We start from the raw sequence: 26,093 nt of genomic DNA on the forward strand, positions 1-26,093 counted from the left end.
GTGCCGCATACCCATCCCGGCCGTCGGTACACTTTACGTCCGGTTCGGCCGTGTTCGCCGATGACCTGACAGCCTGGCGGTGCCGAGAGAAGCGCCGGCTCATCGGCCCGCAGGCCCGAGCATGATTAAGTACGCCGGCGCGGCTGCCTCGTCACCGGGGGTGCCGGTGCAGCGGCTTCACCGCGGGCCCCTGGACGACGCCTCCGTCGACGTCGAACCGGGAGCCGTGGCACGGGCAGTCCCACGTCTTCTCGGCGTCGTTGAACGCGACCAGGCAGCCCAGGTGAGTGCAGTGCGCGCCGACGGTGTGCAGCTTCCCGGCCTCGTCGCGATAGGCGGCGACGAGCTCGGCACCCGCCCGCACCACCGCCGCCTGTCCGGGGCCGACCTGGTCCAGGGAGCGGTCCTGCCACAGCAGGGCCAGGTGGTCGCCCACCAGGTGCCGCCCGACGGTCAGGTTGTCCTCGAGCAGGTCCAGGGTCGATCGGATGTCGAAGCGGTTCGGGTCGAACAGGCCCGCCGCCGGGTGGTCTTCGCCGAGGATCCGCGCCGCCAGGACGTGGCCGGCGGCGGTTCCGCCGGTCATGCCCCACTGGCCGAAGCCGGTCGCGACCCACAGGTGGGCTGAGCCCGGCAGGTACCGGCCGACATACGGCAGTCCGTCCACAGTGGACATGTCGTGGGCGGACCAGCGGTGGGTCACGCGGTGTACGCCGGCGTGCTCGCTCGCCCATCCGGCGAGGCGCTCGTAACGGCGGTCGATGTCGGTCTCGGCGCCGACGCGGTAGTGCTCGCCGCCGGCGATGACCGTCGTCGTGCCGTCCGCGGTGTAGGAGCGGACGGAGTGGTGGGTGTCCGCGTCGAGGTACATCCCGGCGGGCGCGGTGTTCCCGGCGGCCGGTCCGGCGACCACGAGGTCGCGGACCGGGTCGAGGCGGGCGAAGTACAGGCCGCGGTCGAACACCGGGTAGTGCGTGGCCACGACGATGTCCTCGGCTTCGATGTCGCCGTCGGACGTCCGCACGAACCGGCCGCGCAGGTCGAGGCTCATCGCCCTGGTGTGCTCCAGGATCGTGCCGCCCAGGCGTTCCAGTTCGGCGGCGAGACCGAGCAGCCAGCGGCGCGGGTGGAAATGCGCCTGCGCGGTCACGCGCACGGCACCCAGCGCGGGCACGTCGAGTTCGACCTCGTCGGTGAACGACGCCGGCAGCCCCGCCTCGACGGCCGCGTCGGCTTCGCGCTTGAGCGTGTCGACGGTGCCGGCGTGGGTCGTGTAGACGAAGCTGTCAGCCCGGGTGAACGCGCAGTCCAGATCAGCCGCCGTCATCGCGATCCACTCCAGCGCGTCCGTCTGGGCGGCCGCGTAGATCTTCGCGGCTTCGGTGCCGTGGCGGTCCCTGAGCATCGAGTACTTCACCGCGTGCTGCGCGGATACTTTCGCCGTCGTGTGCCCGGAGACGCCGCCGGCCACGCGCTCGGCTTCCAGCACCACGACGGACCGGCCGGCCCGGGCGAGCAGCAGCGCCGTGGTGAGGCCGGCGATCCCCGCGCCGAGCACGACGACGTCGGCCGACGGGGGCAGCGGTGTCGCCGCACGGTCGGGAGCCGGCGCGGTGTCCACCCACAACGAGAGCGGTTCGGGCAAGACGGTCATGCCCGGGTGGTTCCCCCGCACAACCGGGTCAAACCTCCGGTTACCGGCGCGCGAGCGCGGAGTTTGCCCGGTCGGCCGCGGGGTAATCGGCCGCTGACCGCGACGTCGAGGAGGCCTTGATGACGACCGTCCCCACGGAAGCAGCCGCCGCAGCCGGGAGAACGACGCTGCGCGAGGTGCTGCCGGTGTTCCCGAGCGGGCGCGCGCTTCCCGCTCGCGGGCTGCTGCGCCTGCCCGGCGTCTACCGCCCGCAAGCCGACACCTGCCTGCTCGCTTCAGCCGTTCGCCGCAGCGGGGTACCCGCCGGCGCCCGCGCGCTGGATCTGTGCGCCGGCACCGGCGCGCTCGCCCTCACGCTCGCCCGCGCCGGGGCAGCGTCCGTGCTGGCCGTGGACCGGTCCCGGCGGGCGCTGCTGTCGGCGGGCCTGAACGCCGGCCTGCGGGGACTGCCGGTGCGGGTGCGGCGCGGCGATCTGCTCGCGGCCGCTGCCGGCGGCCCCTACGACGTCGTGGTGGCGAACCCGCCCTACGTCCCGTGTCCGCCGTCTGCCGGGCCGGCCGATCGTCGCGTCGACGCGGGCCCGGACGGCCGCTCGGTGCTGGACCCGTTGTGCGAGGGCGCCGGCGCGCTCGTCGCTCCCGGCGGGTTCCTCCTGCTCGTGCAGTCGACGATGGCCGATGTGGACCGCTCCGCCGCGCTGCTCGCTGCCGGGGGCTTGCGCCCGCGGGTGGTCGCGCGGGCGGCGGTCCCGTTCGGACCGGTCCTGTCCGGACGGACGGACTTCCTCGAACAGCGGGGTTTCGTGGCCCCGCAACAGCGGGAAGAGGAGCTGGTGGTGCTGCGTGCCGACCGCTGACGAACGGGAACATCGCCGGGTCCGGGTCGTGCCCGGCGGCCCGCTGCTGGTGGAGGGGCCGGTCGAGCTTCAGACGCCCGACGGGGACGTGGTGCGCTCGGACCGGTTCGTCGTGGCGGTGTGCACCTGCCGGCGCAGCAAGCGGTTCCCGCTGTGCGACACCAGCCACCGCAAGCGGGTGCGTGCTCAGGACAGCGGCTGAAGCAGTGAGGATCGCCCGGCCCGCCAGCACGTGAGCAGGTGCTCGCCGAGGCGGTCCTCCAGGAAGTTCGTAGCCTGCACTCCGAAGACCACGTCCGCGGCGAGACTCGGGTCCTGGGCGAGCAGGTCGCCGACGACGTCGTGGCGCATCACCTGCTCGTGCACCGCGTCGGCCTCGACGTGTTCGGCGTAGAAGAACTTGCAGGCCTCAGGCGCTCCGAGCCGGGTCAGCGCCTGCACCATCCGCTGAGCCGACGGTGCGGTCGTGACTTCCGCGGCGGCGAAGTGCCCGACGAGCGCGCCGCGCAGGGCTCGGTGCAAGCCGAACAACGACATCATGTTCACGATCGCCGGCATCGGCGCCGGCACTCGGTCGAGCAGCGCCAGGTAGCCGTCCGGCAGCCCGGCCCCGCGCAGCAGGTCGGCGAACAGTCGCGAGTGGACGAACTCGGCGCGCCCGCCGCCGAACTCGTCGAACTCGACGGCGACGAGGGCGGCCTTCGCCCGGCCGCGCAGCCGCGGGATGACCCACGCGTGGGGGTCGGCTTCCTTCAGGTGGTAGATCGATCGGTGCGCGAACAGCTCGCGCACGTGCCACCACTCACCTTCGTCGCGCAAGAAGTGCGAAACCCCGTGCGCGTCGACGGGCTCGACGAGCAGCGCGGCGAACTCGGCGTCGACGTCGTCGCCCCCGGCCACGGCGGCCCGCAAGGCCGTCAGGAACCGGCCCTCGAGCTGCGCCCGCAGCCGCAGCAGGCCGGGGTCCCACTCCCAGCTCGCGTCGACGCCGGGCAGGCCCTGGTAGTGCAGCTCGTAACACAAGTGCAGGGCGAGCTGCACGTCGTCGCCGAGCGGGTCGGCGTCCGCGAGGGAGCCCGTCTCCAGTGGACGCCCGGCCGGGGGTGCGGAAAGAGCCTCGGCGACGGTGGCCGAAATCGGGCCCCGGGCGACGGGAAGCGCTGCGGAGGACACAGTCGTCATGGTGTCCGGTTACCCCGCGGCCGCGGCTTCATGCCCGGCGACCGGCACCGTCCGCTCTTCGAGGAGCCGGACGACGGCGGGCAGGTCGTCCGCCGCGGCAGCGCGCTGGGCAACGGCGCCGGTGCCCTCGGTGAGCAGGGTCTGGATGTGCGTCTCGGCGAAGGCGCGGTCGCCCGCGTCCTCGAGCGCGTCCGACACGTGGGCGAGCAGATCCCGGACGACCTCCGCGGCCGGGCTCTGCCGTTGCCGGACCGGATCGACCAGGAAGGCGGTGAGGCCGTGGCGCGCGGCGGCCCACACCGCGGCGGCGCACACCTGAGGAGACAGGCTCGGTGCCGCCACGCCCCGGCCGAGGTCGGCGAGCGCCGTGCGGACGAGCGCGCGCGACAGCACGGCTTGCAGCACGGTGTCGTCCACCGTCGGCACTGTGTCGGCCACTCGCAGCTCCACCGTCGGAAACCGGGGCGACGGTCGCGCCAGCCAGAAGCTCTGTTCCCGGTCCACGAGCGCGCCGCAGGCCACGAGGGCGTCCACCGCCTGCTGGTACTCGGTATGGCCGGCGAAGTTCGGTGCGACCCCGGAACCGGGGAAGCGGGTCTGCAGCACCATCCGCCAGCTGTGGTACCCGGTGTCGTGCCCGTCGGCGAACGGCGAGTTGGCCGACAGCGCCAGCAACGCCGGCAGCCACGGCGCGAGGTGGTTCACCACCGCCACGGCCGTGTCCCGGTCGGCGACGCCGACGTGCACGTGGCAGCCGCAGGCCTCGTAGTCGGCCGCCAGCGGGCCGTAGGCCGCGTGGATTTCCGCGAACCGGCCCTCGGGTTCCGGCGTTTCACCCCGTCCGGGAGCGTTCACCGGCGTGCCGCTCGCGACGAGTGCGCAGTCCTCGGCCGCCGCGGCCTCGGCCAGCAGGCGGCGCCCGGCGGTGAGCTGTGCCCGGAGCTCGTCGGCCTCCGTGCACACACCGGTCGCCAGCTCCAGCTGCGTCGGCCGCAGCTCCCGATGTGCGCTCGCGCCGGGCGGCAGCCGGCCGGCGCGGCCGCACCGGGCCAGCACCGCGTCCGCGCACGGCGTCGTCCGGCCCGTGCGCGGGTTGACGAGGAGGAACTCCTCCTCGACGCCCACGGTCGTGCCGGCACCGCCCATGCCCACCGGTTACCCGTTCCCGCGCTGGTGCACGCGCCTGAGGAAGCGCTCGACGTGGTTGAGCGCTTCGCGGCCCTCCGGGAGGTTCTGCATGACCCAGTTGTGGAACATGCCGGGGTATTCGCGGTAGTCGAGCGCGACCCCGGCGTCGTGGGCGCGGTCGCGGAACCGGCGCGCGTCGGGGAGCAACAGGTCGCGGGTGCCGATGAACAGGCTGACCGGGCCGAGCCCGGTCAGGTCGGCGTGCAGCGGGCTGATCCTCGGATCGTGCGGGTCGGTGCCCTCGGAGTATATGCGCCCGGCCTCGCGCAGCCCGGTGATGCCGAGGATCGGGTCGTGTTCGTCGAGTACCACGGAGATCGGGTCTTCGAGCGTGACGTCGAGCCACGGCGAGATCAGCACGAGCCCGTCCGGCTGGGGGCGGCCCTCGTCGCGCAGCCGCTGGGCGATCGCCAGGGCGAGCGCGCCACCCGCCGAATCACCGGACACGACGCGGTGGTCCGCACCGGCCGCGAGTTGTTCGTAGGCGGCGTGGACCATCGGCAGGGTCTCGGTGTGGTCGTGGCGTGGGACGAGCGGGTAGATCGGCAGCGTCACAGCGCAGCCGAGGCGGGCCACGAGTTCGGCCGCGAAGCGCCAGTGGTGCTGCTGGATCTCCTCGACGTAGCCCCCGCCGTGCAGGTGCAGCACGTGCAGCCCGGCGGTTCCGCGGCGCGGCCGCAGCGTCCAGCACGCGAATCCGCGGACCTCGTGCCGGTCCACTGTGCACTGCCGGCGGATGCGGTGTGGCGGGCGGGCCATCGAGGGGCGCTGGTGGCTGCGCAGCGTCCGGTGCAGCGTCCGGGCGTCGTCGTAGAACCGTTTGTGGCCGGAGGCGCGCTGGTACGCCATGTAGAGCTTCGCTTTCGTGCTCACCATACCGAGCGGGTACCCGCGGCAGTGGCCTGGGCAACTCCGTGGTTGTTCCACCCGCGGACGGGTACGCCGATCGGGAGCTGACCGGGAGAAGGGAGCACGGATGACCACCACGGAGAAGCCACTGGCCGTCGTCACCGGCGCGTCGAGCGGGATCGGCCTCGAGCTGGCCAAGCAGTTCGCCCAGCACGACTTCGACGTCGTCCTCACGGCTGAGGACGACGAGCTCGCGGCCGCGGCCGAGCAGGTGCGCTCGTGCGGTGCGGCCGTGGACACGGTGCGGACCGACCTCGCGCGGCCCGAGGGAGTCGAAGAACTGGTCGGGCGGATCGCCGAAAGCGGCCGACCGGTCGAGGCACTCGCGGTCAACGCGGGTGTCGGCATCAACGGCGAGTTCGCCGGCGACACCCGCCTCGACGACCAGCTGACCGTCGTCGACCTCAACGTGCGCTCCGCCGTGCACCTCGCCAAGCGCGTGGTGCCCGGCATGGTCGAACGCGGGCGCGGACGGGTGTTGTTCACCTCGTCGATCGCCGGCGCCGCGCCCGGGCCGTACCAGGTGGTGTACTCGGCGTCGAAGGCGTTCCTCACGTCGTTCTCCGAAGGCCTGCGCGGCGAGGTGAAGGACAAGGGCATCACGGTCACGGCACTGCTGCCCGGCCCGACCGACACGGAGTTCTTCGAACGCGCCGACATGGAGGACACGAAGATCGGTGCGGGTCCGAAGGACAGCGCGGCCGACGTCGCCGAAGCCGGCTTCGCGGCGCTCATGGCCGGCGACGACAAGGTCGTGACGGGGGCGAAGAACAAGGCCACGGCCGCCGCATCTCGGGTGCTGCCCGATGAGGCGAAGGCGGCCCAGCAGGGCAAGATGATGAAACCCGGCTCGGCCGAGGAGTGACCAGGTCCCGAGCGGGCCACCCTCGGCGAGCCGAGGCCAGCGCGTGGACCCGCTCGGCGGCGCCGAGCAGCACGTCGCGCTGGCTCCACTCCAGCCGGCGAGCGGTGTCGTCGGCCACCCGGTCCAGTGCCGTGGTCTCCCGGGCGGAGGGGGTTCGCCCGCTGAGGTGGTGGTGTGTGGAGAGCACCGGAGCCACCGCCCGCTCTTTGGTGCGCGTACCGGCGTGCTCTGCACCGCGTGGCTGCCGGCGGCCAGCAGGGCTTCCTGGGCGAGGGTGTGGTCGAGGGCCGGGTCGTCGCCGACGTCCGGGACGACGATGCGCTGCAGCTGCCGGGCGGCGGAGACGGAGGTGGTTTCCGGCCCGTCCACGTGCGAAGGTGGGTCACGAAGTCCTGGAGGAAGGCCGTGATGGGCGACCAGCTGCAGCCCGGTGCGCATAAGGGCTGCGCGGCACCCGCGTCGGCTTCGGCCACGACCATGCCGGCGAGCAGCGCGTCGTCGAGAAGGCGGCGGGGCACGGGAAGCCCCCGGTGGCGCAGGGGAAGGCGACCGGTGGAGCGGCAGGCCGCAGGTCGCCGGTGAGCCAGGGTCCCGTGGACCCGGGTCGGGGCAGGTCGAGCAGCGTCCGTGCCAGGTCGGCCATCCGAACGTTGCTCGTCTGCGAGGCGCCGCGCAGCACGGCGTGGGCGACGTCGGTGTCGGGAAGCAGGTAGCGCTCGACGAGCATGCCGAGGCCTGGGCGATCACGGGACGGGTGGCGAGTTCGGCCTGGAGGTTCGAGAGACCGGGGTCGTCCTCGCGCGCCACGACGGCCGCGGTCCGCGCCGCAGCGAGGGTTTCGTGGACGTCGAGCACGTCGTCGACCCGCGCGATGCGCAACACCCGGCGGCACGGTGCCGGGATCCGCGGCGACGCGCAGGCGGCTGCCGACGCGGGCGAATTAATCCGTCACCGGCGCGCAGCATCCGGGCCGCGGCGGCGCTGAGCACCGTGACCGCGGTCAGGTCGACGATCACGTCGCCGCCGGGGTCGCGGACCTCGTGCAGTTCGGTCTCGACCGCGACGATCGCACGACCGCAGAGTTCCCCGGCCGCGGTGACGACCGGCAGCCGGTGTGCCCGGTCCTCCTCAGGGGCTTCACGGATCCGGATCAGCCGGTCCGTCGATGGGGCGCGCCACGGGTCCTCTCTCCCCGTTCGCGTCGTGTTCGGCGCAACCCTGTTGGCACTGGCTCTGGCGGGAAAAGCGGTGAACTACCCGGGGCGCGCTGCGGTCAAACGGTTTCGCGGCGGGTTCCCCGGGTAGCCGGAGGACGTGCGAATCGTGATCACCGGCGCGAGCGGGAACATCGGCACGGCTCTGCTGCGGCAGCTGCCCGAGGGCTGGGAGCTCACCGGCGTTTCGCGGCGGATCCCCGATTTGACGGCCGAGCCGTACGCCGGCGCCTCGTGGTTGCAGCTGGACGTCGGCGAACCCGGTTCCGACGAAGCTCTGGCACGCGCGTTCGACGGCGCCGACGCGGTCGTGCACCTCGCCTGGGCCATCTCGCCGGCCTGGGACGACCCGCCGATGTCGCGCACCAACGGGGACGGCACCCGGCACGTGCTCGCCGCCGCGGCGAAGGCCGCGGTCCAGCACGTCGTGTGCGCGTCGTCGGTGGCGGCCTACGGGCCGGCACCACGTGCCGAGAAGGTGCCCGAGACCTGGCCGTGCACCGGCATCCCGGCCAGCGCTTACAGCAGGGGCAAGTCCGAACTGGAGACGGTGCTCGACCTGTTCACCGCCGCGCACCCGGAGGTCGGCCTGGCCCGGATCCGCCCGTGTGCGGTGCTGCAACGGTCTGCGGCGGGGGAGTTCACGCGGTGGCTGCTGGGGCCGGTCGTCCCGCCCGGGGTGCTCGGCGGCCGGCTGCTGCCGGTGCCGCTGTGGGACGGCCTGCGCGCGCAGGCCGTCCACGCCGACGACGTGGCCCAAGCCCTGCGGCTGATCCTCGAGCGGCGCGCCACCGGCCCGTTCAACCTGGCGGCGCCGGACGTGCTCGACGCCGACGCCCTGGCCCGGTTGTTCGGCCGGCTGCGGGTGCCCATCAGGAAACCGTTCGCGCGGTTCGTCGCGCGCGTCGCGTGGACGGCGGGCCTTCAGCCCCTGCACCCGGGCTGGCTGGAATTGGCTGACCGCGCGGCGCTCGTGGACACCACGCGCGCCGAGGTGGTCCTGGACTGGCAGCCCCGGCACACCACGGCGGCGACGCTCGCGGAACTCGTCGCCGGCCTCCGGGAGCACGCCGCGGGCGCGTCGCCACCCCTGGCCCGCGCCCGCACCGGCGCGCGATCGCGGCTGCGGGGGGTCACGCGCATGCGCCCGACGCACCAGTCGCAGGCCTGAGGAGGCGCGGTGGAGACCGTCGACGCGATCGTGGTCGGAGCCGGCCACAACGGCCTGGTCGCCGCGAACCTCCTGGCGGACGCCGGGTGGGACGTGCTGGTCCTGGAAGCCACCGACACGCCGGGCGGCGCAGTGCGCACCGCCGAGGTGACCGCCCCCGGTTTCCGCAACGACCTGTGCAGCGCTTTCTTCCCGATGTCGGCCGCGTCGCCGATCATGCGCGGGCTGCGGCTGGAAGAGCACGGCTTGCGCTGGCGGCACGCGCCGGACGTCCTCGCCCACGTGCTGCCGGACAACCGGTGCGCGGTGCTGTCGCGCGACGTCGACCGCACGGCCCGGTCGGTGGCGCGGTTCGCCCCCGGCGACGGGGACGCGTGGCGCGAGTTGTTCGCGCAGTGGCAAGGCCTGCGAGACCGGCTGCTGGACGCGCTGTTCACGCCGTTCCCACCGGTGCGGCCCGCCGTCAAGCTGCTCCGGCGCACCGGTACCGCCGACGCGGTGCGGCTCGCCCGGATGCTCACGCTGCCCGCCCGGCGGTTCACGGCCGAACGGTTCGCCGGCGAGGGCGCGCGGCTGCTGCTCGCGGGCAACGCCGCGCACAGCGATCTGTCCGTGGACAACGCGGGCAGCGCGGTTTTCGGCTGGCTGCTGGCGATGCTGGCGCAGGACGTCGGCTTCCCCGTGCCCGAAGGCGGCGCGGGCGAACTCGTCTCGGCGCTGCTGCGGCGGCTGGGCGAGCGGGGCGCGGTCCACTGTGGCCGCGAGGTGACGGAGATACTGGTGGCGAACGGGCGTGCGGCCGGCGTCCGCTGCGCCGACGGATCAGCGGTCCGGGCGCGCCGGGCGGTGCTGGCCGACGTGCCGGCACCGGCGTTGTACGGCCGGCTCGTCGCACCCGAATGGTTGCCGGCGCGGCTGCTGCGGGACCTCGACGCGTTCGAATGGGACAGCGCGACGGTGAAGGTCGATTGGGCGTTGACCGGCCCGGTGCCGTGGACGGCGCCGGAAGTGGCGGGGGCCGGGACGATCCACCTGGGCTGCGACGAAGACGGGCTCGCGGCGTTCGGCGGGGAGCTGGCGCGGGGCTGCGTGCCGAGGCGGCCGTTCCTGCTGCTCGGGCAGATGACCACCGCGGACCCCACCCGGTCACCGGCCGGGACGGAAGCCGTGTGGGCGTATACGCACGTGCCGCGCGGTTCGGTGGCGACCTCCTCGTCGCTGGCGCGGCAAGCAGAGGGGCTCGAGGACTCGATCGAGCGGCAGGCACCCGGGTTCCGCGACCGCATCATCGCGCGGTACGTCCAGGGGCCGGACGAGCTCGCCGCCCACGACCCGAGTCTCGTGGGCGGTGCGATCAACGGGGGCACCACCGCCATCCACCAGCAGCTGTTCTTCCGGCCCGTGCCGAGCCTCGGCCGGGCGGACACCCCGGTCGACCGCCTGTACCTCGCCGGTGCGTCGGCCCACCCGGGCGGCGCGGTGCACGGCGGACCCGGCGCCAACGCAGCCCGCGCGGCGCTGGCCCGCAACGGCGCACTCGGCGGCGGATACGCGACGTTGATCCGTGCCGCGCACCGAGCGCTCTACGGCTGACCGGTCCGCCGCTCACGGCCTTCGGCGAGGGCGGCGAGGCGGGCCAGCGACTCGCGGTTGCGGGGCCGCAGCACGAGGCCCTGGACCGCCTCCGGCAGCAGCTTCCCCAGACCTCGTAACGCCCGCTCGCCCATGCGGACCAGTGTCTGTCCATTGTGTCCGGACAGGGTCACGGTCACCTCGGCGGTGCCGAGCGGCCAGCCCTGAGCCTCGAGGGTGAGGGCCGAGCCGGGCTCGAGGGCGTGCACGATCGTGGTGTCCCGCAGCTGCAGGGGCCAGACCCCGACGCTGTGGTGCAACCGGCTGCCGACGGCGGGCCAGCCGGCGTCGACGTCGCGGATGTGGGAACTGCCCACGACCCACCCGGAATACATCCAGCCGTCCGCCAGCACCGCGAACACGGTGGCGGGCGCAGCCTGGACCACGCGGCTGACTTCGATCATCACTGCCTCCTCGGCGGATTTGCCGCGCTGCCGCGGAACCCGGGTCTGCCTACACTGGAACGGGTGAAGTCCCGCACCGGCGAGACCCATAATGAGCAACTCGGCCGGAACGTGAACGAACTCCTGCAGGAGCTGCGCGTGGCCCAGGCCGGGGTGCAGATCCTCTTCGGATTCCTGCTGACGGTGGTGTTCACCTCGCAGTTCCACGCCGCGAGTGGATTCGAAAAGGGGTTGCATCTCAGCGCCGTCTTGCTCGCGGTGTCCGCGACCGCGTTGCTGGCCGCGCCCGCCGCCTGGCACCGGGTCTTGTTCCGCACGGGTGCCCGGGAGGACATCGTCGCGACGGGCAACCGAGTGGTCGTGGCCGGCCTGGCGTGCCTGGGGCTCGCGATCACGACCACGGTCGCCTTGATCGTGAAGGTCGTGTACGGCCCGGGGGCGATGGTGGCCGTGGCCGGGCTCGTGCTGGCGCTGTTCGCGATCCTGTGGGCGGTGGTCCCGCGGGTGCTCCGGCGGCGCGACTGACGTCGGGCATCGGCGGCTCCTTCCGTTCCACGACCACGGTTACCCGCGGGCGGGCCGGGTAACCGGCTGGCGATGACCGAGTTCGAAGGCCGCCGCCGGATGGCAGGCTCCGCCGCGCACGTGTACTCGGTGGCTGCGGACACCCGACAGCTCGACGCGTGGCTGCCGGGCCGTGCCGTCGTACACGAGGGCGAGCCGCCGGGCCTCGACGTCGACGTGCACTCACCCGACGGAGCCGATCGGCCGCCGGTGGTGCTGACCGCGCAGCGGGACCGGCTGCGGCTCGAGTGGGGTCGCCGCACTGACGTGCACCGCGGGTGGCTGCAGGTCACGTCGGCCGGCGACGACAGCAGCCTCGCGACGCTGAACGTCGCCTTTCCGGGCGCGGCCGAGGACGTGCAGAGCACGGTGGAAGAGTCGTTGCGGCGGCTGGCGAACCTCGTCACCGGCAACGGCTGACGCAGTACCGCGGAAGGAGACCTCATGACCAGGGACGGACCAGGCCCCGCCTTGCGGCGCATCCGCGCGCGATACTCCGCCGGGGAAGACCGGCCGCTGGCAGGCTATCTCGGTGCGCTGGGCGCCTACGCCGGTACAGTCGGCGCGCTGGGCGCGCTCGGCCGGGTGGCGGGCGTGAAGCTGCCGCGCCGGTGGAGTCCCGGCGACCTCGCTCTGCTCGCGCTCGCGACCTTCAAGGGCTCTCGCACGCTGGCCAAGGCGACGGTGACCAGCCCTCTGCGTGCGCCTTTCACGCGGTTCGAAGGCCCGGCCGGTGAGGACGAGCTGAACGAGTCCGTCCCCGTCTCCGGGCCGCAGCACGCCGTCGGGGAGCTGCTGTCCTGCCCGTTCTGCCTCGACGTGTGGGTCGGCACGGGGTTGACGGCGGGGTTGGTCGCGGCACCGCGGGCGACCCGCCTCGCCCTGACCCTCCTGACGGCCCTGGCCGGCGCCGATGTGGCCCACCTGCTCTACGACAGCGCGAAGAAGCTCGCCGAGCTCTGATGCGTCTGCCGGTTCCCCGGGCCGGACGAACCGGCCAGTCGGCGTGCTCACTCGGCTTGGGCCGGGTGGCGGCACCGTCGGTACTCGGGTTGCCCGGGTTCGGGTACGCCGGCCCGGCGGCGATCACGTGGGCCGGTCAGTGGGCAGGGCTCATCGCCCGCGGATACCCGCTTCGACCGGCCGCACGGCCGCGAGGAGATCACGGGCACCCGCCCGCGCCGCGTGGATCGCCGCACCGCCGAAGCCTGCAGCGGTGTCGCCCAGCGGTTCGAGCAAGCACAGAGCCCGGTCGGCCGCGGCCCGCGCGGAGTCGGCACCGCCCACTCCGGCCAGTGCGCCGCAGGCCTCGGCCAGCGCGGTGACCGCGTCGTGGAAGGGCGGGGGAAGGTGTTCGCCGGCGGCCAGCGCGGCGCCGGTGATCCGGACGAGGCTGAGCACGGCGTTGGCCTGCAAGGTCAGCCGTTCGCTCTGGGCCGCGGCTCGGCGGACCCGGTCACGCCGCGGCCGTCGGCGCGGCGCGATGAACACGACGTGCCGCGCGGTCTTGCGCGCCTGGGCCAGCGCGGCCAGGTCACCGTGGATGCGCTGGCCGACTTCGAGTTCCCAGGCGGCCGGCTCGTCGCCGGTGCGGCGGGGCCGGTTTTCGGCGAGCTGGCCGGCGAGGTCGGTGAGGGCGTCGCGCAATCCGGTGAAGAGCCGTTGCGTGGCCTCGCGCAGCAGGCGGTCCGGATCGGCCGGCAGCAGCAGGACGCCGATCACCACGACCACCCCGCCGCCGATGAGGGCGTCGACGAGGCGCTCGGTGCCCGAGCCGGGTTTGTGCAGCGCGAGGATGAGCACGGCCGACGCCGTCGTCTGGTTGACGAACATGAGGCCCTGGCCGAACATCCCGCCGCCGACGGCCAGCGCCGCGTACATCGCCACGAGCGCCGCGAGGGCGAACGCGAGGGCCCCGGTTCCGGCGACGGCCTGTACCACGGTGCCGATGGCGATGCCCAGCGCCACGCCCGTCATCAGCTGGACGGCACGTTGCCCGCGCAGCACGTCGCTCGCCGACAGCGACACCGCCGCGGCGATCGGCGCGAAGAACGGCTGGGGGTGGCCCAGCAGGTCGTGGGTGAGGAACCACGACGCGCTGACCGCGACGGCCGTCTGCACGACCGCCCACCGGGCCGAGAGCATCCGTGCGCCGGCGGCGCGGCCCAGCCGGCGTACGAGCGGCGCGGTGAAGTCCATGCGGTCTCCTTCCGGGTTCCCGCGTGGCCTACCCCGGCACTGCGGCGGGAAACCGGGCGTTTGCCGGCCGGTCCGGCGGGGCACCCGCGGGGAAACGGCGCAGGAAGGGGTGCAGGCGGATGAAGCACACGGCCGGGTCGCCGCTCGACCCCGGTGACCAGAAGCTGCGCGAGAGCAGGATGCCGCTCACCGCCGAGCTGTTGTCCGGGGTGTGGCTGGTGATCGCCGCGTTCGTGTTCACGTACTCGTTCACCCTCGCCGGCGCCGCGGGGTTCTGGTGTGCGGCGTCGTCATCGCGGCCGTGGCGCTCGCTCGGCTGGCGCTGCCGGACCCGCTGCGCTGGCTGGGCGTGGTGAACCTGCTCGTCGCGTGCTGGCTGATCGCGGCGCCGTTCGCGTTCGGCTACCCACCCGATGGCCACCGTGACGCGGTGCGGACCAATGCCTTCGTCGTCGGTGTGCTGCTGGCGATCTTCACCGTCATCTCGCTGACGGTTGCGCTGCGGCGCCGCCGCGGGAGCTTCGCGCCGCGCCGCTGACCGTGTTTCGAGCCGGCCGGCCGGGGTACGCGGAAGTCCATGGGTACTCGCGCGCTCGCAGCACTGCCGTATGAGATCATCGAGGACGAGAACGTGGAGATCCCCGTGTCGGACGGGATCCGGCTGGCGGCGCGGATCTGGCGGCCGGCCGGGTCGGAGTCACTGCCGGTACCCGGGATCCTGGAGTACATCCCGTACCGCAAACGCGACCTCACCTCGGTGCGTGACTCGATCCACCACCCCTACCTCGCCGGCCACGGCTACGCGTGCGTCCGCGTCGACATCCGCGGCACCGGCGAATCCGAAGGGGTGCTGGTGGACGAGTACCTCGAGTCCGAGCAACGCGACGCCGAAGACGTGCTGCAGTGGCTGGCGGATCAGCCGTGGTGCAGCGGAGTCACCGGCATGATGGGCATCTCCTGGGGCGGGTTCGCCGCGCTGCAGGTGGCCGCGCGCAAGCCGCCGAGCCTGCGCGCGATCGTGATCTCCTCGTTCACCGACGACCGTTTCGCCGACGACATGCACTACATGGGCGGCTGCCTGCTTTCGGACAACGTCGCCGAGTCCGGCACGATGTTCTCCGATTCGACGCTGCCGCCGGATCCCGCGCTGGTGGGGGAGCGCTGGGAGCGGATGTGGCGCGAGCGGCTCGAGGGCTGCAGCCTGTGGGCCGAGCAGTGGCTGCGCCACCAGCGCCGCGACGAGTACTGGCGCCACGCGTCGGTGTCGGAGGACTACCGCGACGTCCAGGTGCCCGTGCTGGCCTCCAGCGGCTGGGCCGACGGCTACTCGAACGCCGTCACGCGCCTGATGGCCCACCTCGACGTGCCGCGGCTCGGCTTGATCGGCCCGTGGTCGCACAAGTACCCGCACCTCGGCGAGCCGGGGCCGGCGATCGGTTACCTGCAGGAAGTGGTGCGCTGGTGGGACCACTGGCTCAAGGATGCGGACAACGGCGTGCTGGACGGACCGATGGTGCGGACGTGGCTGCAGGAAAGCGTGCCGCCGTCGACGTCGTATGAGGACCGGCCCGGGCGGTGGGTCGGGGAGACGCGGTGGCCGTCGCCGCATGTGCGCCCGTCGGAGCACGCGCTGGCGCCGCACCGCATCGCACGGCCGGGCGAGCGCGTGCCGGACGAGGTGCTGCCGGTGTCGTCCCCTCTGTCGGTGGGACAGTTCTCGGGGAAGTGGGCTTCCTACAGCGCCCCGCCGGACCTGCCGTACGACCAGCGCGAGGAGGACGGCGGTTCGCTGGTGTTCGACACGGACGTGCTGACCGAGCGCTGCGAAATCCTCGGCGCGCCTCGGGTGCGCCTGGCGCTGTCGGCGGACCGGCCGGTGGCGATGGTGGCCGCGCGCCTGTCCGATGTGGCCCCCGACGGGCGGGCCACCCGGGTCACCTACGGACTGTTGAACCTCACCCACCGCGACGGCCACGAAGAACCCCGGCCGATGGAGCCGGGCGAGGTGTGCGAAGTGGAGTTCGAGCTGAACGGCGTCGCCCAGGCTTTCCCGGCCGGGCACCGGATCCGGCTTTCACTGTCCACTTCGTACTGGCCGCTGGCGTGGCCGCCGCCGGAGCCGGTGACCTTGTCTGTCCACACCGGACGAAGTGTGCTCACCCTGCCGGTCCGGCCGGTGGCCGAATCCGACGAAGTGGCGGACAACCCCTTCGGTGAGCCGGAAGGCACGGCGCCCCTGGGGACGACGCAGCTGACGCCACCGGAGCAGCGGTGGGAGGTGTCGCGGGACCTGGTCGCATACCACTCCGCGCTGGACATCGTGAAGAACTCCGGCACGGTGCGGTACGACGACATCGACCTCACCGTCGCCCGCGACGTGCACGAGCGCTACACGTGGGTCGCCGACGACTTCTGCTCGCCGGTGGCCGAGACGACGTGGGACGTCACCTTCGAGCGGGGTGAGTGGTCGGCGCGCAGCGAGACGAGCACCCGGGTTTCGTGCACTCCCACGGAGTTCGTGATCGACGCGCGACTGGACGCCTACACCGGCGGCCGCCGGATCGTGTCCCGCAACTGGCACCGGAGGGTGCCCCGGGATCTGCTGTGAAGCGTTTGCCGCCGCGGTGGCGGGGCATCCGGTGGCGACGAAAACACCGGACGAACAGGAGCTGCGGACCGATGACGGCGAACATCTTCGTGATCGGGCTCGACGCCGACAACGCGCGAGTGCTCGAACGGTTGCCCGACGCCGAGAACCACACCTTTCACGGCCTGCTGACGCCGGACGAGCTGCAGCACGGCGACATCGACATCGCCGACCTGCTCGACAAAGCCGAGCAGGTCCTCGACGCGTTCGACGGCCCCGTCGACGCGATCGTCACCTTCTGGGACTTCCCAGCGGCGACGCTGGTTCCGCTGCTGTGCGAACTCCACGGCCTGCCGCACGTGCCGCTCGAAGCGATCCTGAAGTGCGAGCACAAGTACTGGAGCCGTCTGGAGCAGCGCGCGGTGATCGACGAGATGCCGCACTTCGGCGTCGTCGACCTCGACGATGCCGAGCCCCGCCTGCCCGAAGACGTGTCGTTCCCCGCGTGGCTCAAGCCGGTCAAGTCGTTTTCCTCCGAGCTGGCGTTCCGCGTGGCCGACGAGGAGGAGTTCTCCGGCGCCGTCGCGGAGATCCGGGCGGGTGTCGGCCGCGTCGGCGATCCGTTCGAGGAGGTGCTCGGCAAGGTGGCGCTGCCGCGGGAAATCGCCGAGGTGGGCGGGGCGGCCTGCCTCGCGGAAGACGCGCTGCACGGCGTGCAGGCCGCCGTCGAGGGATACGCGTACCAGGGGAAAGTGACGGTGTACGCGGCGCTCGATTCGGTCGACTACCCGGAGAGTTCCTCGTTCCTGCGCCACCAGTACCCGTCCCAGCTCCCCGAGGAGGTGGGGCAGCGCATGAAGGACGTCGCGCGGCGGGTGATGGAGCGGATCGGCTTCGACAACGGCACCTTCAGCGTTGAGTTCTTCTGCGACCCGCAGTCCGGCCAGGTGTGCCTGCTGGAGATCAACCCGCGGCACTCCCAGTCGCACGCAGAGCTTTTCGAACTGGTCGACGGGATGGCCAACCACGACGTGATGGTCCGGCTGGGCCTCGGGCAGCCGCCGCGGCACCGCCTCGGTGCCGGCCCGTACCAGATTGCCGGCCGCTGGTACCTGCGCCGGTTCTCCGGTGACGCGGTGGTGAAGCGCGTGCCGACGGCGGAAGAAATCTCGGCTCTGGAGGAGAAGGTCGAGGGGGTCCGGATCAGCGTGTCGCCGGCGGAGGGCCACTGGCTCTCGGAGCTGCCGGAGCAGGACAGCTACTCGTTCGAGCTCGCGCAGCTGATCATCGGCGCGCGGACGGAGAACGAGATGGAGGAGAAGTACCGCACCTGCGTCGACGAACTGCACTTCGAATTCGGCGATGCGGCCTGACCGGCCGGTGGCACCGGCTCGTGGCGGTGCCACCGGATGGCTCAGGTTCGGGACGTTTGCTTCGGGTTGCCCACGTAGCGCCGCGTCGGCGGGCACTGGGCCCGGGCGCGTTCGACCACGGTGCAGGCGAGGCCCAGCACGATCATGCCGGCGCCGAGCCCGAGGTGCAGCCAGTCGTCGGCGTGGTCCAGCGGCACGAAGTTCGCCGCGCTCTGATCGGCGGTCGTGGCACCGTAGATCCACAGCACCAGGTACACCAGTCCGCCGATCATCGGGAACGCGCGGGGCTCCTCCGGGAGCCCGGGCCGCCACCAGGCCGACGACGCCGAACAGCACGTGCACGAGGTCGTGCAGGATCGACACGCCGAAGACGCCGAACAGTTGCGCGCCCGAATGCGGCCCGGCGAAGCGGAGGTCCCCGTGGTGCGCCGTGAGGCCGGGGATGAAGCCGAGCGCCACGGTCGCGGTGACGACCTGGACCGGTCGCCGGGAGGTGGGTGCTTTCTCCTCGCTCATCGAGGTTGCTCCGTTCGTCGGGCGACCGGCCAGCCGGCGAAGTGCGGGGCAAACGATGCCGCCGCCGGGGTTTGCGGGCGCGGGCACCGGGTAGCCGCCGCGTTCGCCGGGAGGATCAGTCGAAGGAGGAGACATGGCGAACGCGAACCCGATCGAGGTGCAGAAGTACCTGGCGGGAGTGGACTACCCCGCCCGCCGCGACGAGCTGGTCACGGCCGCGAAGGACAACGGTGCGGACGAGCGAACGCTCGAGCTGCTGAAGTGGACTTTCGACCGGGATTACGAAGGTCCGAGCCGCGTGGGCAAGGAGATCGGCGGCAGCCGACGGCAAGGGGCCGGGTGAGAGGGAGACCCGGCCCCTCCTTCGCTCACACGTAATCGAGCGCCAGCAGCACGAAAAAACGCCGCCACCGCCAGTACGACGATCGCCAGGACCACGAGCCACGCGGTGGGCATCTTGCGCGACGGCATCGGCTGCGGGTGGGACAGGCCGGAGGTCTGGCCGGCGTCCGGTGGGGTGTCGCCCGGGGCAACGGAGCCGCCCGGTTCCAGGCCGGGCACTTCGTCGGGTTCGGGGCCGGGTGCGGTCATGGCTGATCACCTCTCCGTGGTCGTCCTCAAGCTCCCGGACTACCGCGTGGTGGCGGGGCTAAGCGCGTAGGGTGGCCTGTATGGGGGTGCTCGAGGAGGCGTTCGAAGCGGTTGTCGCGAAGTGGTCGGCGCCGGCCTCGGTGAGCTGGGTTTCGACGCGGCTGGGCGAAACCCGAGTGATCGCGTGCGGTGAGGGCGACCCGATCGTGCTGCTGCCCGGCAGCGGGGCCACGGCGGCCTCCTGGTTCGGCGTCGCCGGCCGATTGCCGGGGCGGGTGTACGCCGTGGATCTCCCCGGCACCGCGCGGACTCTCGACGACCTGATGTCGTGGGTGGACGCCGTCCTCGCCCGGCTGGAGATCAGCCGGGTCGTGCTGTGCGCGCACTCCTATGGCGCGTGGCTCGCCCTCAACTACGCGCTCCGCCACCCGGCCGCCGTGTCCCGGCTGGCGTTGCTCGACCCGACGGACTGCTTCACCGGGCTGAGCCTGCCCTACCGCATCCGGGCCGTCCCGCTGATGCTCCGCCCGTCGGGCCGGCGCCAGGAAAGCTTCCTCCGCTGGGAAACCACCGGCCGCCCTCTCGATCCCGACTGGCTGCGGCTCGTGCGCGCCGTCGCCGACCTGCCCTCCCCGCACATCGTCTTCCCCCGGCGCCCGAACCTCCTGGGGCTCACCGTTCAGACCCTCGTGCTCATCGCCGCCGACGGCAGAGCCCACGACCCGCGCCGGGTCGCCGAGCGCGCCGCGCACCAGCCGGCGGTCACCGCGGAACTCCTCGACAACGCGACGCACCACAGCATCCCGGTGCACGAACCGGATGTGCTGGCGGCGCGGATCACCCGATGGCTGGTCAGCCAAGGCTGATGCGGCCCGGCGGAGGATTTTCAACGCGAACCTTCCACTCCGGCCCAGCGGCTACTGTGGGCGTTTGCCTGCCACGAGGAGGGCTGATGAGCACTGACGACTTGCAGCGCGTCGACATGAAGATCGAGGTGCTCGTGGTTCCCGTCGCCGACGTCGAACGCGCGAAGGAGTTCTACGAGCGGCTCGGGTGGCGGCTGGACGAGACGCCGCCCGGGATCGTGCAGTTCACGCCGCACGGGTCGGCGTGTTCGGTGCAGTTCGGGGCGAACCTGACGGACGCCGAGCCCGGCTCGCGCATGGGGTATCTGGTCGTCGCGGACATCGTCGCGGCGCGGGACGCGCTGGTTGCCGCCGGGGTCGAGGTCGGCGAGATCTTCCACGGCGGGCCGGACGGGCGGGAGCCGGGGCTCGACCCGGACCGCGGAACGTACCGCTCGCGCGCGGCGTTCGCCGACCCGGACGGCAATCGGTGGCTGTTGCAGGAGATCACGAGCCGGCTGCCGGGCCGAGTGGAGGCGGCCGAGACGGCGTTCTCATCGGTCAGCGACCTGGCCGCCGCCCTGCGCCGCGCGGAGGCCGCGCACGGTGAGCACGAGAAGCGCACCGGCGAGTACGACGCGAACTGGCCCGACTGGTACGCCGAGTACGCGGTCGCCGAACGAGCCGGGACGGAACTGCCGACCTGAGCACCGGCCCGGAACCGAGGCGGAGGAGATCATGACGGACGGGGAACTCGCCGGCCAGACCGTGGTCCTCATCGGCGGCAGCGCCGGCATCGGACTGGAAACGGCGCGGCGCGCGCTGGCGGAGGGCGCGAACGTCGTCCTGACCGGGCGCAACGAGGAACGCCTCGAGAAAGCCGCCGGCTTCGTCGACACGCCGCTGTCGGCGTCGCTGCTCGGCGACGACCTGGACGCCCGCCGCGCCGAACTGAGCCAACGCCTCCCGATCGGCCGCGTGGTGGGCCCCCGCGACGTCGCCGCGCTCGCCGTGCACCTCATGACCAACACCGCCCTGACCGGCGCCACCTACGACATCGACGGCGGGCAGCAGTTCGTCTTCTGACTCCGGTTCGTCTTCTGACTCCGGTGTGACGGGTGGTGCGGCAGGACCGGGTGAACGCGTTTTCCCGGCGTGGTGGGGTGGTCGTGCACGGTTTCGGGCGCGGTGACCGGGAACCTCGCGCAACTGCGTGGAATCCGCTTCGGTAGCACTGTCTGTCCATTTGCGACTATGCGGCCCTGGTGGGCGGTGTTGAGCGAGATCCGCCCGTCGAACGGGCCGAACTGCGCGAGCTGACCACGCGGCGGCCGACTACCGGCGAACGGGTGAGCGTGACGAAGTGGGCGGTGATCGCGGCGGGCAGGGCGCCGGCGTGGTGCGGGCGGCGCTGGGTCCAGTCCACGCAGCTGCGGGCGGATACCCGCCGCGGGCTCAGGCGACGTCGAGACCGAGGTCGCGCATGAGCGTCTCGCCGGTGGGGTGTCAAGGCGTGGTCGCCACGTCGAGCAGGCGCAGGGCACCGGCAGCCAGGAGGTGCTCGCGCAGTTCGACGCCGCGGCGGCCGGCGAGGTGGTCGTAACAGGTGCGGGCTTCGGTGAGCGCCTTGGCGGCGTGGTGGGTGCGCAGCGAACGGACCGGGGCCGCCGGCGCGAGCTGTGCCAGTGCTTTGACGACGGCGGCCACGCGCGGACCGGCGAGTGCGTGGTAGCGGTGCCCGGCCTGGGCGCGGACCACCACCAGGCCGCCGTCGACGAGACGGTGCAGGTGGTCACTCACGGTGCCCGGGCGGACGCCGGCGCGGGCTGGCGAGCTCCCCGGCCGGCAGGGCGTGGCCCGCGGCGAGCGCGGCGAGGATGCGGATGCGCGTCGGGTCGCCGATCAGGACGCGACGGGCGCGAGGTCGCGGTCGGGCACCGGGTCGGTCATCGGCCCAGCGTGGCACGGGGGTGCCGATCCGGAAGAGCAATCATGACCACGGACATCGAGCACATCTTCACCGCGTGGGACGGCGCGCTGGGGGCCGAGGACGTCGACGCGGCGATGGCGCTGTACGCCGAGGACGCGACGCTGGAGAGCCCGCTCGTCTGCCCCCTGCTGGGCACGGACGAGGGGGTGGCCCGCGGCCGCGGCAACCTGCGGGAGTTCGTCGAAAAGGTGTTCGCGCACCAGCCCGCCAAGCGGCGCCGCTACCGCACTGGCTACGTCACCGATGGTGCACGCCTGCACTGGGGGTACCGCGGGCCGCGCCCGACGGGGAGCAGCTGGACCTCGTCGAGGGCGATGGAAGTGCGCGACGGGGTGATCGCGCACCACCGGGTGTACTGGGGGCGGGTCGGGGTGGGGATGCTCGCTCGTGGCGAGCACTCCCGTCAGCCGGTGCCGATCGGCGCGGGCGGCTCGGCGGGTTTCCCGCCGGCGCCGCGCCGGGCGGTGCAGGTCGTGGCTCGATCGGCCGGTTCCGCCAGTGGTGGCCAGCGGACGGTGCTCAGCCGGGTGCTGCCGGTGTGATCAGCGGGTGGCGATCCACGTGGTTCGGGCCGGTCCTGATCAGCGGGTGGTGATCAACCGGGTGCGCGGCGGTGCTGATCGGATGGTGATCAGTCGGTTTCCGGCTGTTGCCACTCGCGTCCCGCGCGCTGCGCCGCGACGCGGATCTCGTTGGCCACTCGGCGCCGCTTCTCGCCGGTCGGGTGGCCGAAGTGGGTCCGGCGCGGGGCGGGGACGGGGACCGTCTCGGTGTCCCGGGTTGTCTGCTCCTTCATGGCAGCCTCCGTTCTCTTGACAGGACAACGATTCCTGATCCCCGCCGTCGCGGCAAGAAAATTCATCGGCGCTTCACTCGGACGGTGTGGACCACTGCGAGCGCGCACCCGGTCAGGAAGCCGGCGAAGGCAAGGCCGCCACGGCCGGCGAACACGCCGGTCACGAGGGCGAGCACCGCCGTGACTTCGGCGAACAAGAGCACCGCGAGCCAGCTGATGCGCTCGGCCAGAACCCGCACGGCGAACGCGCGGGTGGTGAAAGACTGGGGTCGCAGCTCGGCTTCGATGTCCCGCAGGGCACGGCTGTCCCGTTCGTCCAGCATGGCTCCTCCTCGTGCGTCGGCCGTTGGTGAACGACTACCCGCGTGCACGCCGGTTACCCGTTTGCCGGCCGGGTGGCTGCGGGTATGCCCGGGAAGACGACGACCGGGAGGTGATCGGCATGGCTGTGGACGAGGTCCTGTGGACGGAGTTCCACCGGGTGGTGAACATGACGTCGCGCGAACTCGCCGACTGGCTGCGCACCCGTGAAGCAGGCACTGATGACGAGCCGCTGCCCGACCAGGCGGGCACGCCGAAGGGGCACCACGTCCTGGCGATCCTCGGGAAGCGCAAGTCCGATGTGGACTCCGCGGACGAGGCCGTGATGCGCGCCGTGGTGGACCGCGTGCACGCCGAACGCCGCGAGGATCTCGAACCGGTGGCCGGCGAGGCCCACTGGCGCCGGCGCCTGATGTCGCTGGGCCACGACCCGCTCAAACCCGTGCGCTGAGGGGTACGCGGTTGGTGGCGGGGGCGGCGGGCCTGCCACCAATGCGAGGTTCAGCTCGTCGGCGGCGGCGCGGGTTCGTCGTCGTCGGCGGAGAGTTCCGGATCGCGCCAGTCTTCGGCGCGGGTGGGCCCGTTGCCCTTCAGCGTGCCCTGCAGCTCGGACTTCAGCTCGTCGTCCACACGGGGCGAATGCTGGTCGCTCTCGCGCGGCATGAACACCTCCAGCCTGGTCGGGACGGGAACACTCGACTGCGGTTACCCGGTGACCGACGCCGGAAACCCGGCCACCGCGGCCGGCTCGGGTTCGGCGAGCTCGGCCACCGCGCGACAGACCTCCGCGGGGTCGATCGCTTCGAGGCACGGGTGGCCGCGCACCGGGCAGGTGCGCGCGCGACTGCCGCGGCAGGGCGCGTGCTGGTCGCCCAGGAGCGCGGCCGGCACCCCGTACGGAGCCCAGCGCGCGGCGGGCACGACCGGCGCGAACAGCGACACCACCGGCGTCCCGGCGGCGGCGGCCAGGTGGGCGGCTCCGGTGTTGGGCGCGACCACGACCTGCGCGCCGGTCAGCACCGACGCGAGCTCGGCCAGCGGGGTGTGCCCGCCGAGGTCGACGGCCGCGTGCCCGGCCACGCGCCTGGTCAACTCGCGCTCCGCCCGGTTGCCCGTCACGACCACCCGGTATCCGCGAGCGACGAGCGCCCGCACAAGCCGGTGGCTCCACTCCGCCGAGGGGCGCCGCGCCGGGACGGACGCGCCCGGGTGCACGACGACGTACGGCCCACCGCCGGTCAGTCTCGTGGTGTTCGGAAGAGGCCGGCGCACCGCCAGGCCGCCGTGGTCGTGCTCGGGCAGCCGGTACCCGGCCGCCTCGGCGAGCGACAGCATGCGCAGGGCCTCGGGCGGATCACCGTCGACGTGGTGGCGCAGGTCGAGCAGGCTGCCCGGGTAGTCGTCGGAGATCGCGCCGATCCACGGCACGCCGGCCTGGCGCAGCAGCAGCGCGAGCGGCAACGGGGACTGGTGGAACGACGTGAGGATCAACGCCCGGTCCGGCGCCCGCTGCCGGACCTCCCGCACGAAAGCCCCGGTGCCGGCCGCTGTGACGGGCGGGGGTTGCGGGTCGATCCACGGCGCGAGCCACGTCATCAAGTCGTCGACCCCCAGCAGCAGCTCACCGGCGGCTCGTCCGTTCGGTCCGGTCAGCAGGGTGACCCGGGACGCGCCCGCGGCGACGGCCCGGACGCAGGGCCCGGCGAGCAGGACGTCGCCGAGGTTGTCCTGGCGCGCGATGAGGACGTGGGTCATGCGGCGACCCCCGCCACGCGCAGTGCTTCGGACAGGTCCCGGGCGACGGCGGCGTACCGGCGGGCATGCGCGACTTCGACGTCGAGTGTGCGGTCGGTCGGCACCAGCACCGCGCGGGCGCCTGCGGCCAGCGCCGCCCGGACGTCCCCACCGGTGTCCCCGATGACCACGCACGACGCGGGATCGACGCCGAGGTCCGACGCGGCTCGCAGGATCAGTCCCGGCGCGGGCTTGCGGCAGCCGCAGCCGTCGCCGTCGTCGTGGACGCAGACCTGCCACGTGCCGAAGGGTCCGAGCAGTTCCTCGACGCGGGTGTTCACCGCCTCGAGCCGCTCGGGCGTGATCCGTCCTTTCGCGACCCCGGACTGGTTGCTCACCACGCCGACGGGAATGCCGTGATCCCGCAACCTCTGGATCACGTCGGCGGCACCGGGCACCGGCCGCACGCCCTCTGGGTCGTCGAGATAGGGGATATCGGTGATCAGCGTGTCGTCGCGGTCGAACAGCACCGCGACGGGCCGACGGCGGCGCCGGGCGGAAATCGCGCCACGGAGCCGGTGGTAGCAAGCGACCGGGGGGATGAGGGCACTGGTGACGGCCATCCGCGCCACTTCGCCCGGCTTCGGCGGGCCCGCGAGCACGCGCCGGGCCGCGAACTCCGCCGTGAGCCCGGCCCAGACGCTCGCGGCGAGCAGCGCCTTGCCCTTGAGTCCGCGCGCCGCGAAGGCGACCGCGGCCACACCGGCCACGGTGGACACCGCGTGCTCGCCGAGGCGGCCGCGGCCTTCACCTGTGCGCTGCCGCCACAGCGCACCGTGCTTGGCGCGCATCAGAGCGTTGTCGGCGTTGCCCCGCTGCGCTTTCACGCTGGCGAAGAACCCGGCGGCCCGCGCGGGGTGCGTGGTGATCCGGTCCCCGCGCACGATGCGGTGACCCTTCAGCGTCACGCGCAGCGCCAGGTCGGAGTCTTCGCGGAACGCGCGCGGGAAGCGTTCGTCGAACCCGCCCGCTTCGACGAGCGCGCTGCGCCGGTAGGCCATGTCCGCGGTGATCCACCGGGCGTGCTCGAGCCCGGCCGTGCCGCGCTCATCGTCGGTCGGGCGCCGGTCCGCCGGTAGCGGCACGGTGATGCGCGCCTGCGACGCGGCGACCTCCGGCGGCAGCGGCATCAGGTCCTTGGCGAGCTGCCGCGGCCAGTCAGCGGCGAGCACGACGTCGTCGTCGACGAAGGCGATCCACTCGCCGGCCGCGGTCCGCCACCCGAGGTTGCGCGCGGCTGCCGGGCCGCGGCCACTGGAGCGCAGCACGCGGACACCGGGCGGAACGGTCAGCGGGGCGCCGCCGGGGCGGTCGTCGACGACGATGACCTCTGCTGGTCGCGGGCCGTCGCCGTGCAGGAGGGTTTCGAGCAGCGGGCGCAGGGTGTCGCGGCCGGTCGTGGGGATCACGACGGCGTAGTCGGGCGAAGCAGTCACCGCAG

Annotated in this window: 30 protein-coding genes and 2 pseudogenes; 18 read left to right on the forward strand and 14 right to left on the reverse strand. The window is 72.9% G+C overall.

Annotated features, from left to right (window positions below; all coding sequences use genetic code 11):
* Positions 1–151: 151 nt before the first annotated feature.
* The gene (locus tag I6J71_RS19260) at positions 152–1,654 is read right to left on the reverse strand and encodes an FAD-dependent oxidoreductase (RefSeq protein WP_204095964.1); all 1,503 of its coding nucleotides are present in this window, start codon (positions 1,652–1,654) and stop codon (positions 152–154) included.
* Between the two features lie 119 nt (positions 1,655–1,773).
* Between I6J71_RS19260 and I6J71_RS19265 the strand changes: the two genes are divergently transcribed.
* A complete protein-coding gene (locus I6J71_RS19265) occupies positions 1,774–2,511 on the forward strand; it encodes a methyltransferase (RefSeq protein WP_204095965.1) in 738 nt (245 codons plus the stop codon).
* Positions 2,498–2,713 (forward strand): CDGSH iron-sulfur domain-containing protein, encoded by a 216-nt coding sequence (locus I6J71_RS19270; RefSeq protein WP_204095966.1) that lies wholly within the window; start codon positions 2,498–2,500, stop codon positions 2,711–2,713. The genes I6J71_RS19265 and I6J71_RS19270 overlap by 14 nt, the downstream gene beginning before the upstream one ends.
* Here the strand turns inward: I6J71_RS19270 and I6J71_RS19275 are convergent.
* The 3 genes from I6J71_RS19275 to I6J71_RS19285 are packed head-to-tail and all read right to left on the reverse strand — an operon-like array spanning position 2,698 to position 5,757.
* Positions 2,698–3,693 carry an iron-containing redox enzyme family protein gene (locus tag I6J71_RS19275; RefSeq protein WP_204095967.1) on the reverse strand — a complete coding sequence of 332 codons (996 nt, stop codon included), beginning with the start codon at positions 3,691–3,693 and terminating at the stop codon, positions 2,698–2,700. The two genes, I6J71_RS19270 and I6J71_RS19275, sit on opposite strands and share 16 nt — an antisense overlap.
* Before the next feature lie 9 nt (positions 3,694–3,702).
* Entirely contained in the window at positions 3,703–4,839 is a 1,137-nt protein-coding gene (locus I6J71_RS19280; protein WP_204095968.1) for a glutamate--cysteine ligase, read from the reverse strand.
* 9 nt (positions 4,840–4,848) lie between these two features.
* Positions 4,849–5,757 carry an alpha/beta hydrolase fold domain-containing protein gene (locus I6J71_RS19285; protein WP_204095969.1) on the reverse strand — a complete coding sequence of 303 codons (909 nt, stop codon included), beginning with the start codon at positions 5,755–5,757 and terminating at the stop codon, positions 4,849–4,851.
* 100 nt (positions 5,758–5,857) lie between these two features.
* On the opposite strand from I6J71_RS19285, the gene I6J71_RS19290 reads away from it, so the two are divergent.
* From I6J71_RS19290 to I6J71_RS19305, 3 genes are all read left to right on the forward strand, one after another.
* The gene (locus I6J71_RS19290; RefSeq protein ID WP_204095970.1) at positions 5,858–6,655 is read left to right on the forward strand and encodes an SDR family oxidoreductase; all 798 of its coding nucleotides are present in this window, start codon (positions 5,858–5,860) and stop codon (positions 6,653–6,655) included.
* Positions 6,656–7,969: 1,314 nt separating this feature from the next.
* Positions 7,970–9,040, forward strand: coding sequence for an NAD-dependent epimerase/dehydratase family protein (locus I6J71_RS19300; protein ID WP_204095972.1), 1,071 nt, complete (start codon positions 7,970–7,972; stop codon positions 9,038–9,040).
* A gap of 9 nt (positions 9,041–9,049) precedes the next feature.
* The gene (locus I6J71_RS19305; RefSeq protein ID WP_204095973.1) at positions 9,050–10,633 is read left to right on the forward strand and encodes an NAD(P)/FAD-dependent oxidoreductase; all 1,584 of its coding nucleotides are present in this window, start codon (positions 9,050–9,052) and stop codon (positions 10,631–10,633) included.
* Here the strand turns inward: I6J71_RS19305 and I6J71_RS19310 are convergent.
* Complete coding sequence (locus I6J71_RS19310; protein WP_204095974.1) at positions 10,624–11,076, reverse strand: SRPBCC family protein; 453 nt, start codon at positions 11,074–11,076, stop codon at positions 10,624–10,626. The genes I6J71_RS19305 and I6J71_RS19310 overlap by 10 nt on opposite strands.
* Positions 11,077–11,139: 63 nt before the next feature.
* On the opposite strand from I6J71_RS19310, the gene I6J71_RS19315 reads away from it, so the two are divergent.
* The 3 genes from I6J71_RS19315 to I6J71_RS19325 all read left to right on the forward strand — a co-directional run bounded on the left by I6J71_RS19315 (position 11,140) and on the right by I6J71_RS19325 (position 12,603).
* Positions 11,140–11,601: a DUF6328 family protein gene (locus tag I6J71_RS19315; protein ID WP_204095975.1), complete on the forward strand. Its 462-nt coding sequence runs from the start codon at positions 11,140–11,142 to the stop codon at positions 11,599–11,601.
* 72 nt (positions 11,602–11,673) lie between these two features.
* Positions 11,674–12,060: an SRPBCC family protein gene (locus tag I6J71_RS19320; protein ID WP_204095976.1), complete on the forward strand. Its 387-nt coding sequence runs from the start codon at positions 11,674–11,676 to the stop codon at positions 12,058–12,060.
* A 24-nt stretch (positions 12,061–12,084) separates the two neighbouring features.
* Entirely contained in the window at positions 12,085–12,603 is a 519-nt protein-coding gene (locus I6J71_RS19325; RefSeq protein WP_204095977.1) for a DUF1360 domain-containing protein, read from the forward strand.
* Between the two features lie 150 nt (positions 12,604–12,753).
* Here I6J71_RS19325 and I6J71_RS19330 read toward each other — a convergent pair whose 3' ends face one another.
* Positions 12,754–13,839, reverse strand: coding sequence for an FUSC family protein (locus I6J71_RS19330; protein ID WP_239155042.1), 1,086 nt, complete (start codon positions 13,837–13,839; stop codon positions 12,754–12,756).
* Between the two features lie 119 nt (positions 13,840–13,958).
* Between I6J71_RS19330 and I6J71_RS48415 the strand changes: the two genes are divergently transcribed.
* From I6J71_RS48415 to I6J71_RS19345, 4 genes are all read left to right on the forward strand, one after another.
* Positions 13,959–14,195 carry a hypothetical protein gene (locus tag I6J71_RS48415; protein WP_239155044.1) on the forward strand — a complete coding sequence of 79 codons (237 nt, stop codon included), beginning with the start codon at positions 13,959–13,961 and terminating at the stop codon, positions 14,193–14,195.
* Positions 14,192–14,377: a hypothetical protein gene (locus I6J71_RS48420; protein WP_239155045.1), complete on the forward strand. Its 186-nt coding sequence runs from the start codon at positions 14,192–14,194 to the stop codon at positions 14,375–14,377. Before I6J71_RS48415 ends, I6J71_RS48420 begins: the two co-directional genes overlap by 4 nt.
* A 39-nt stretch (positions 14,378–14,416) precedes the next feature.
* Positions 14,417–16,447, forward strand: coding sequence for a CocE/NonD family hydrolase (locus I6J71_RS19340; protein WP_204095978.1), 2,031 nt, complete (start codon positions 14,417–14,419; stop codon positions 16,445–16,447).
* 71 nt (positions 16,448–16,518) lie between these two features.
* Complete coding sequence (locus I6J71_RS19345; protein WP_204095979.1) at positions 16,519–17,799, forward strand: acetyl-CoA carboxylase biotin carboxylase subunit family protein; 1,281 nt, start codon at positions 16,519–16,521, stop codon at positions 17,797–17,799.
* Between the two features lie 41 nt (positions 17,800–17,840).
* On the opposite strand, the pseudogene I6J71_RS19350 reads toward I6J71_RS19345, so the two are convergent.
* Positions 17,841–18,315: pseudogene (locus I6J71_RS19350) on the reverse strand (DUF4383 domain-containing protein).
* A gap of 133 nt (positions 18,316–18,448) precedes the next feature.
* Here I6J71_RS19350 and I6J71_RS19355 point away from each other — a divergent pair.
* The gene (locus I6J71_RS19355) at positions 18,449–18,658 is read left to right on the forward strand and encodes a DUF2795 domain-containing protein (RefSeq protein ID WP_204095980.1); all 210 of its coding nucleotides are present in this window, start codon (positions 18,449–18,451) and stop codon (positions 18,656–18,658) included.
* A 53-nt stretch (positions 18,659–18,711) separates the two neighbouring features.
* On the opposite strand, the pseudogene I6J71_RS48425 reads toward I6J71_RS19355, so the two are convergent.
* A pseudogene (locus tag I6J71_RS48425) lies at positions 18,712–18,906 on the reverse strand (DUF6480 family protein); the annotation flags it as partial.
* 80 nt (positions 18,907–18,986) lie between these two features.
* On the opposite strand from I6J71_RS48425, the gene I6J71_RS19360 reads away from it, so the two are divergent.
* From I6J71_RS19360 to I6J71_RS19370, 3 genes are all read left to right on the forward strand, one after another.
* Complete coding sequence (locus I6J71_RS19360; RefSeq protein WP_204095981.1) at positions 18,987–19,772, forward strand: alpha/beta fold hydrolase; 786 nt, start codon at positions 18,987–18,989, stop codon at positions 19,770–19,772.
* Between the two features lie 86 nt (positions 19,773–19,858).
* Positions 19,859–20,458 carry a VOC family protein gene (locus I6J71_RS19365; protein WP_204095982.1) on the forward strand — a complete coding sequence of 200 codons (600 nt, stop codon included), beginning with the start codon at positions 19,859–19,861 and terminating at the stop codon, positions 20,456–20,458.
* 31 nt (positions 20,459–20,489) lie between these two features.
* Entirely contained in the window at positions 20,490–20,837 is a 348-nt protein-coding gene (locus I6J71_RS19370) for an SDR family oxidoreductase (RefSeq protein WP_204095983.1), read from the forward strand.
* A 420-nt stretch (positions 20,838–21,257) separates the two neighbouring features.
* Here the strand turns inward: I6J71_RS19370 and I6J71_RS19375 are convergent, their stop codons facing one another.
* Positions 21,258–21,551 (reverse strand): hypothetical protein, encoded by a 294-nt coding sequence (locus I6J71_RS19375; protein ID WP_204095984.1) that lies wholly within the window; start codon positions 21,549–21,551, stop codon positions 21,258–21,260.
* Positions 21,552–21,743: 192 nt separating this feature from the next.
* On the opposite strand from I6J71_RS19375, the gene I6J71_RS19380 reads away from it, so the two are divergent.
* Positions 21,744–22,283 (forward strand): nuclear transport factor 2 family protein, encoded by a 540-nt coding sequence (locus tag I6J71_RS19380; protein WP_204095985.1) that lies wholly within the window; start codon positions 21,744–21,746, stop codon positions 22,281–22,283.
* Between the two features lie 89 nt (positions 22,284–22,372).
* Here the strand turns inward: I6J71_RS19380 and I6J71_RS19385 are convergent, their stop codons facing one another.
* Entirely contained in the window at positions 22,373–22,537 is a 165-nt protein-coding gene (locus tag I6J71_RS19385; RefSeq protein ID WP_204095986.1) for a hypothetical protein, read from the reverse strand.
* Between the two features lie 62 nt (positions 22,538–22,599).
* Positions 22,600–22,860: a hypothetical protein gene (locus tag I6J71_RS19390; RefSeq protein ID WP_204095987.1), complete on the reverse strand. Its 261-nt coding sequence runs from the start codon at positions 22,858–22,860 to the stop codon at positions 22,600–22,602.
* A 119-nt stretch (positions 22,861–22,979) separates the two neighbouring features.
* Here I6J71_RS19390 and I6J71_RS19395 point away from each other — a divergent pair, with 119 nt between their 5' ends.
* Positions 22,980–23,309: a DUF3140 domain-containing protein gene (locus I6J71_RS19395; protein ID WP_204095988.1), complete on the forward strand. Its 330-nt coding sequence runs from the start codon at positions 22,980–22,982 to the stop codon at positions 23,307–23,309.
* 50 nt (positions 23,310–23,359) lie between these two features.
* Here I6J71_RS19395 and I6J71_RS19400 read toward each other — a convergent pair whose 3' ends face one another.
* The 3 genes from I6J71_RS19400 to I6J71_RS19410 are packed head-to-tail and all read right to left on the reverse strand — an operon-like array spanning position 23,360 to position 26,088.
* Positions 23,360–23,521, reverse strand: coding sequence for a hypothetical protein (locus I6J71_RS19400; protein ID WP_204095989.1), 162 nt, complete (start codon positions 23,519–23,521; stop codon positions 23,360–23,362).
* A 42-nt stretch (positions 23,522–23,563) separates the two neighbouring features.
* A complete protein-coding gene (locus tag I6J71_RS19405; protein WP_204095990.1) occupies positions 23,564–24,613 on the reverse strand; it encodes a glycosyltransferase family 9 protein in 1,050 nt (349 codons plus the stop codon).
* Positions 24,610–26,088, reverse strand: a complete 1,479-nt coding sequence (locus I6J71_RS19410) for an HAD-IIIA family hydrolase (RefSeq protein WP_204095991.1) — start codon at positions 26,086–26,088, stop codon at positions 24,610–24,612. The genes I6J71_RS19405 and I6J71_RS19410 overlap by 4 nt, the downstream gene beginning before the upstream one ends.
* Positions 26,089–26,093: the final 5 nt, after the last annotated feature.

Origin of the sequence: Amycolatopsis sp. FDAARGOS 1241 (assembly GCF_016889705.1) — a bacterium.
GTDB lineage: Bacteria > Actinomycetota > Actinomycetes > Mycobacteriales > Pseudonocardiaceae > Amycolatopsis.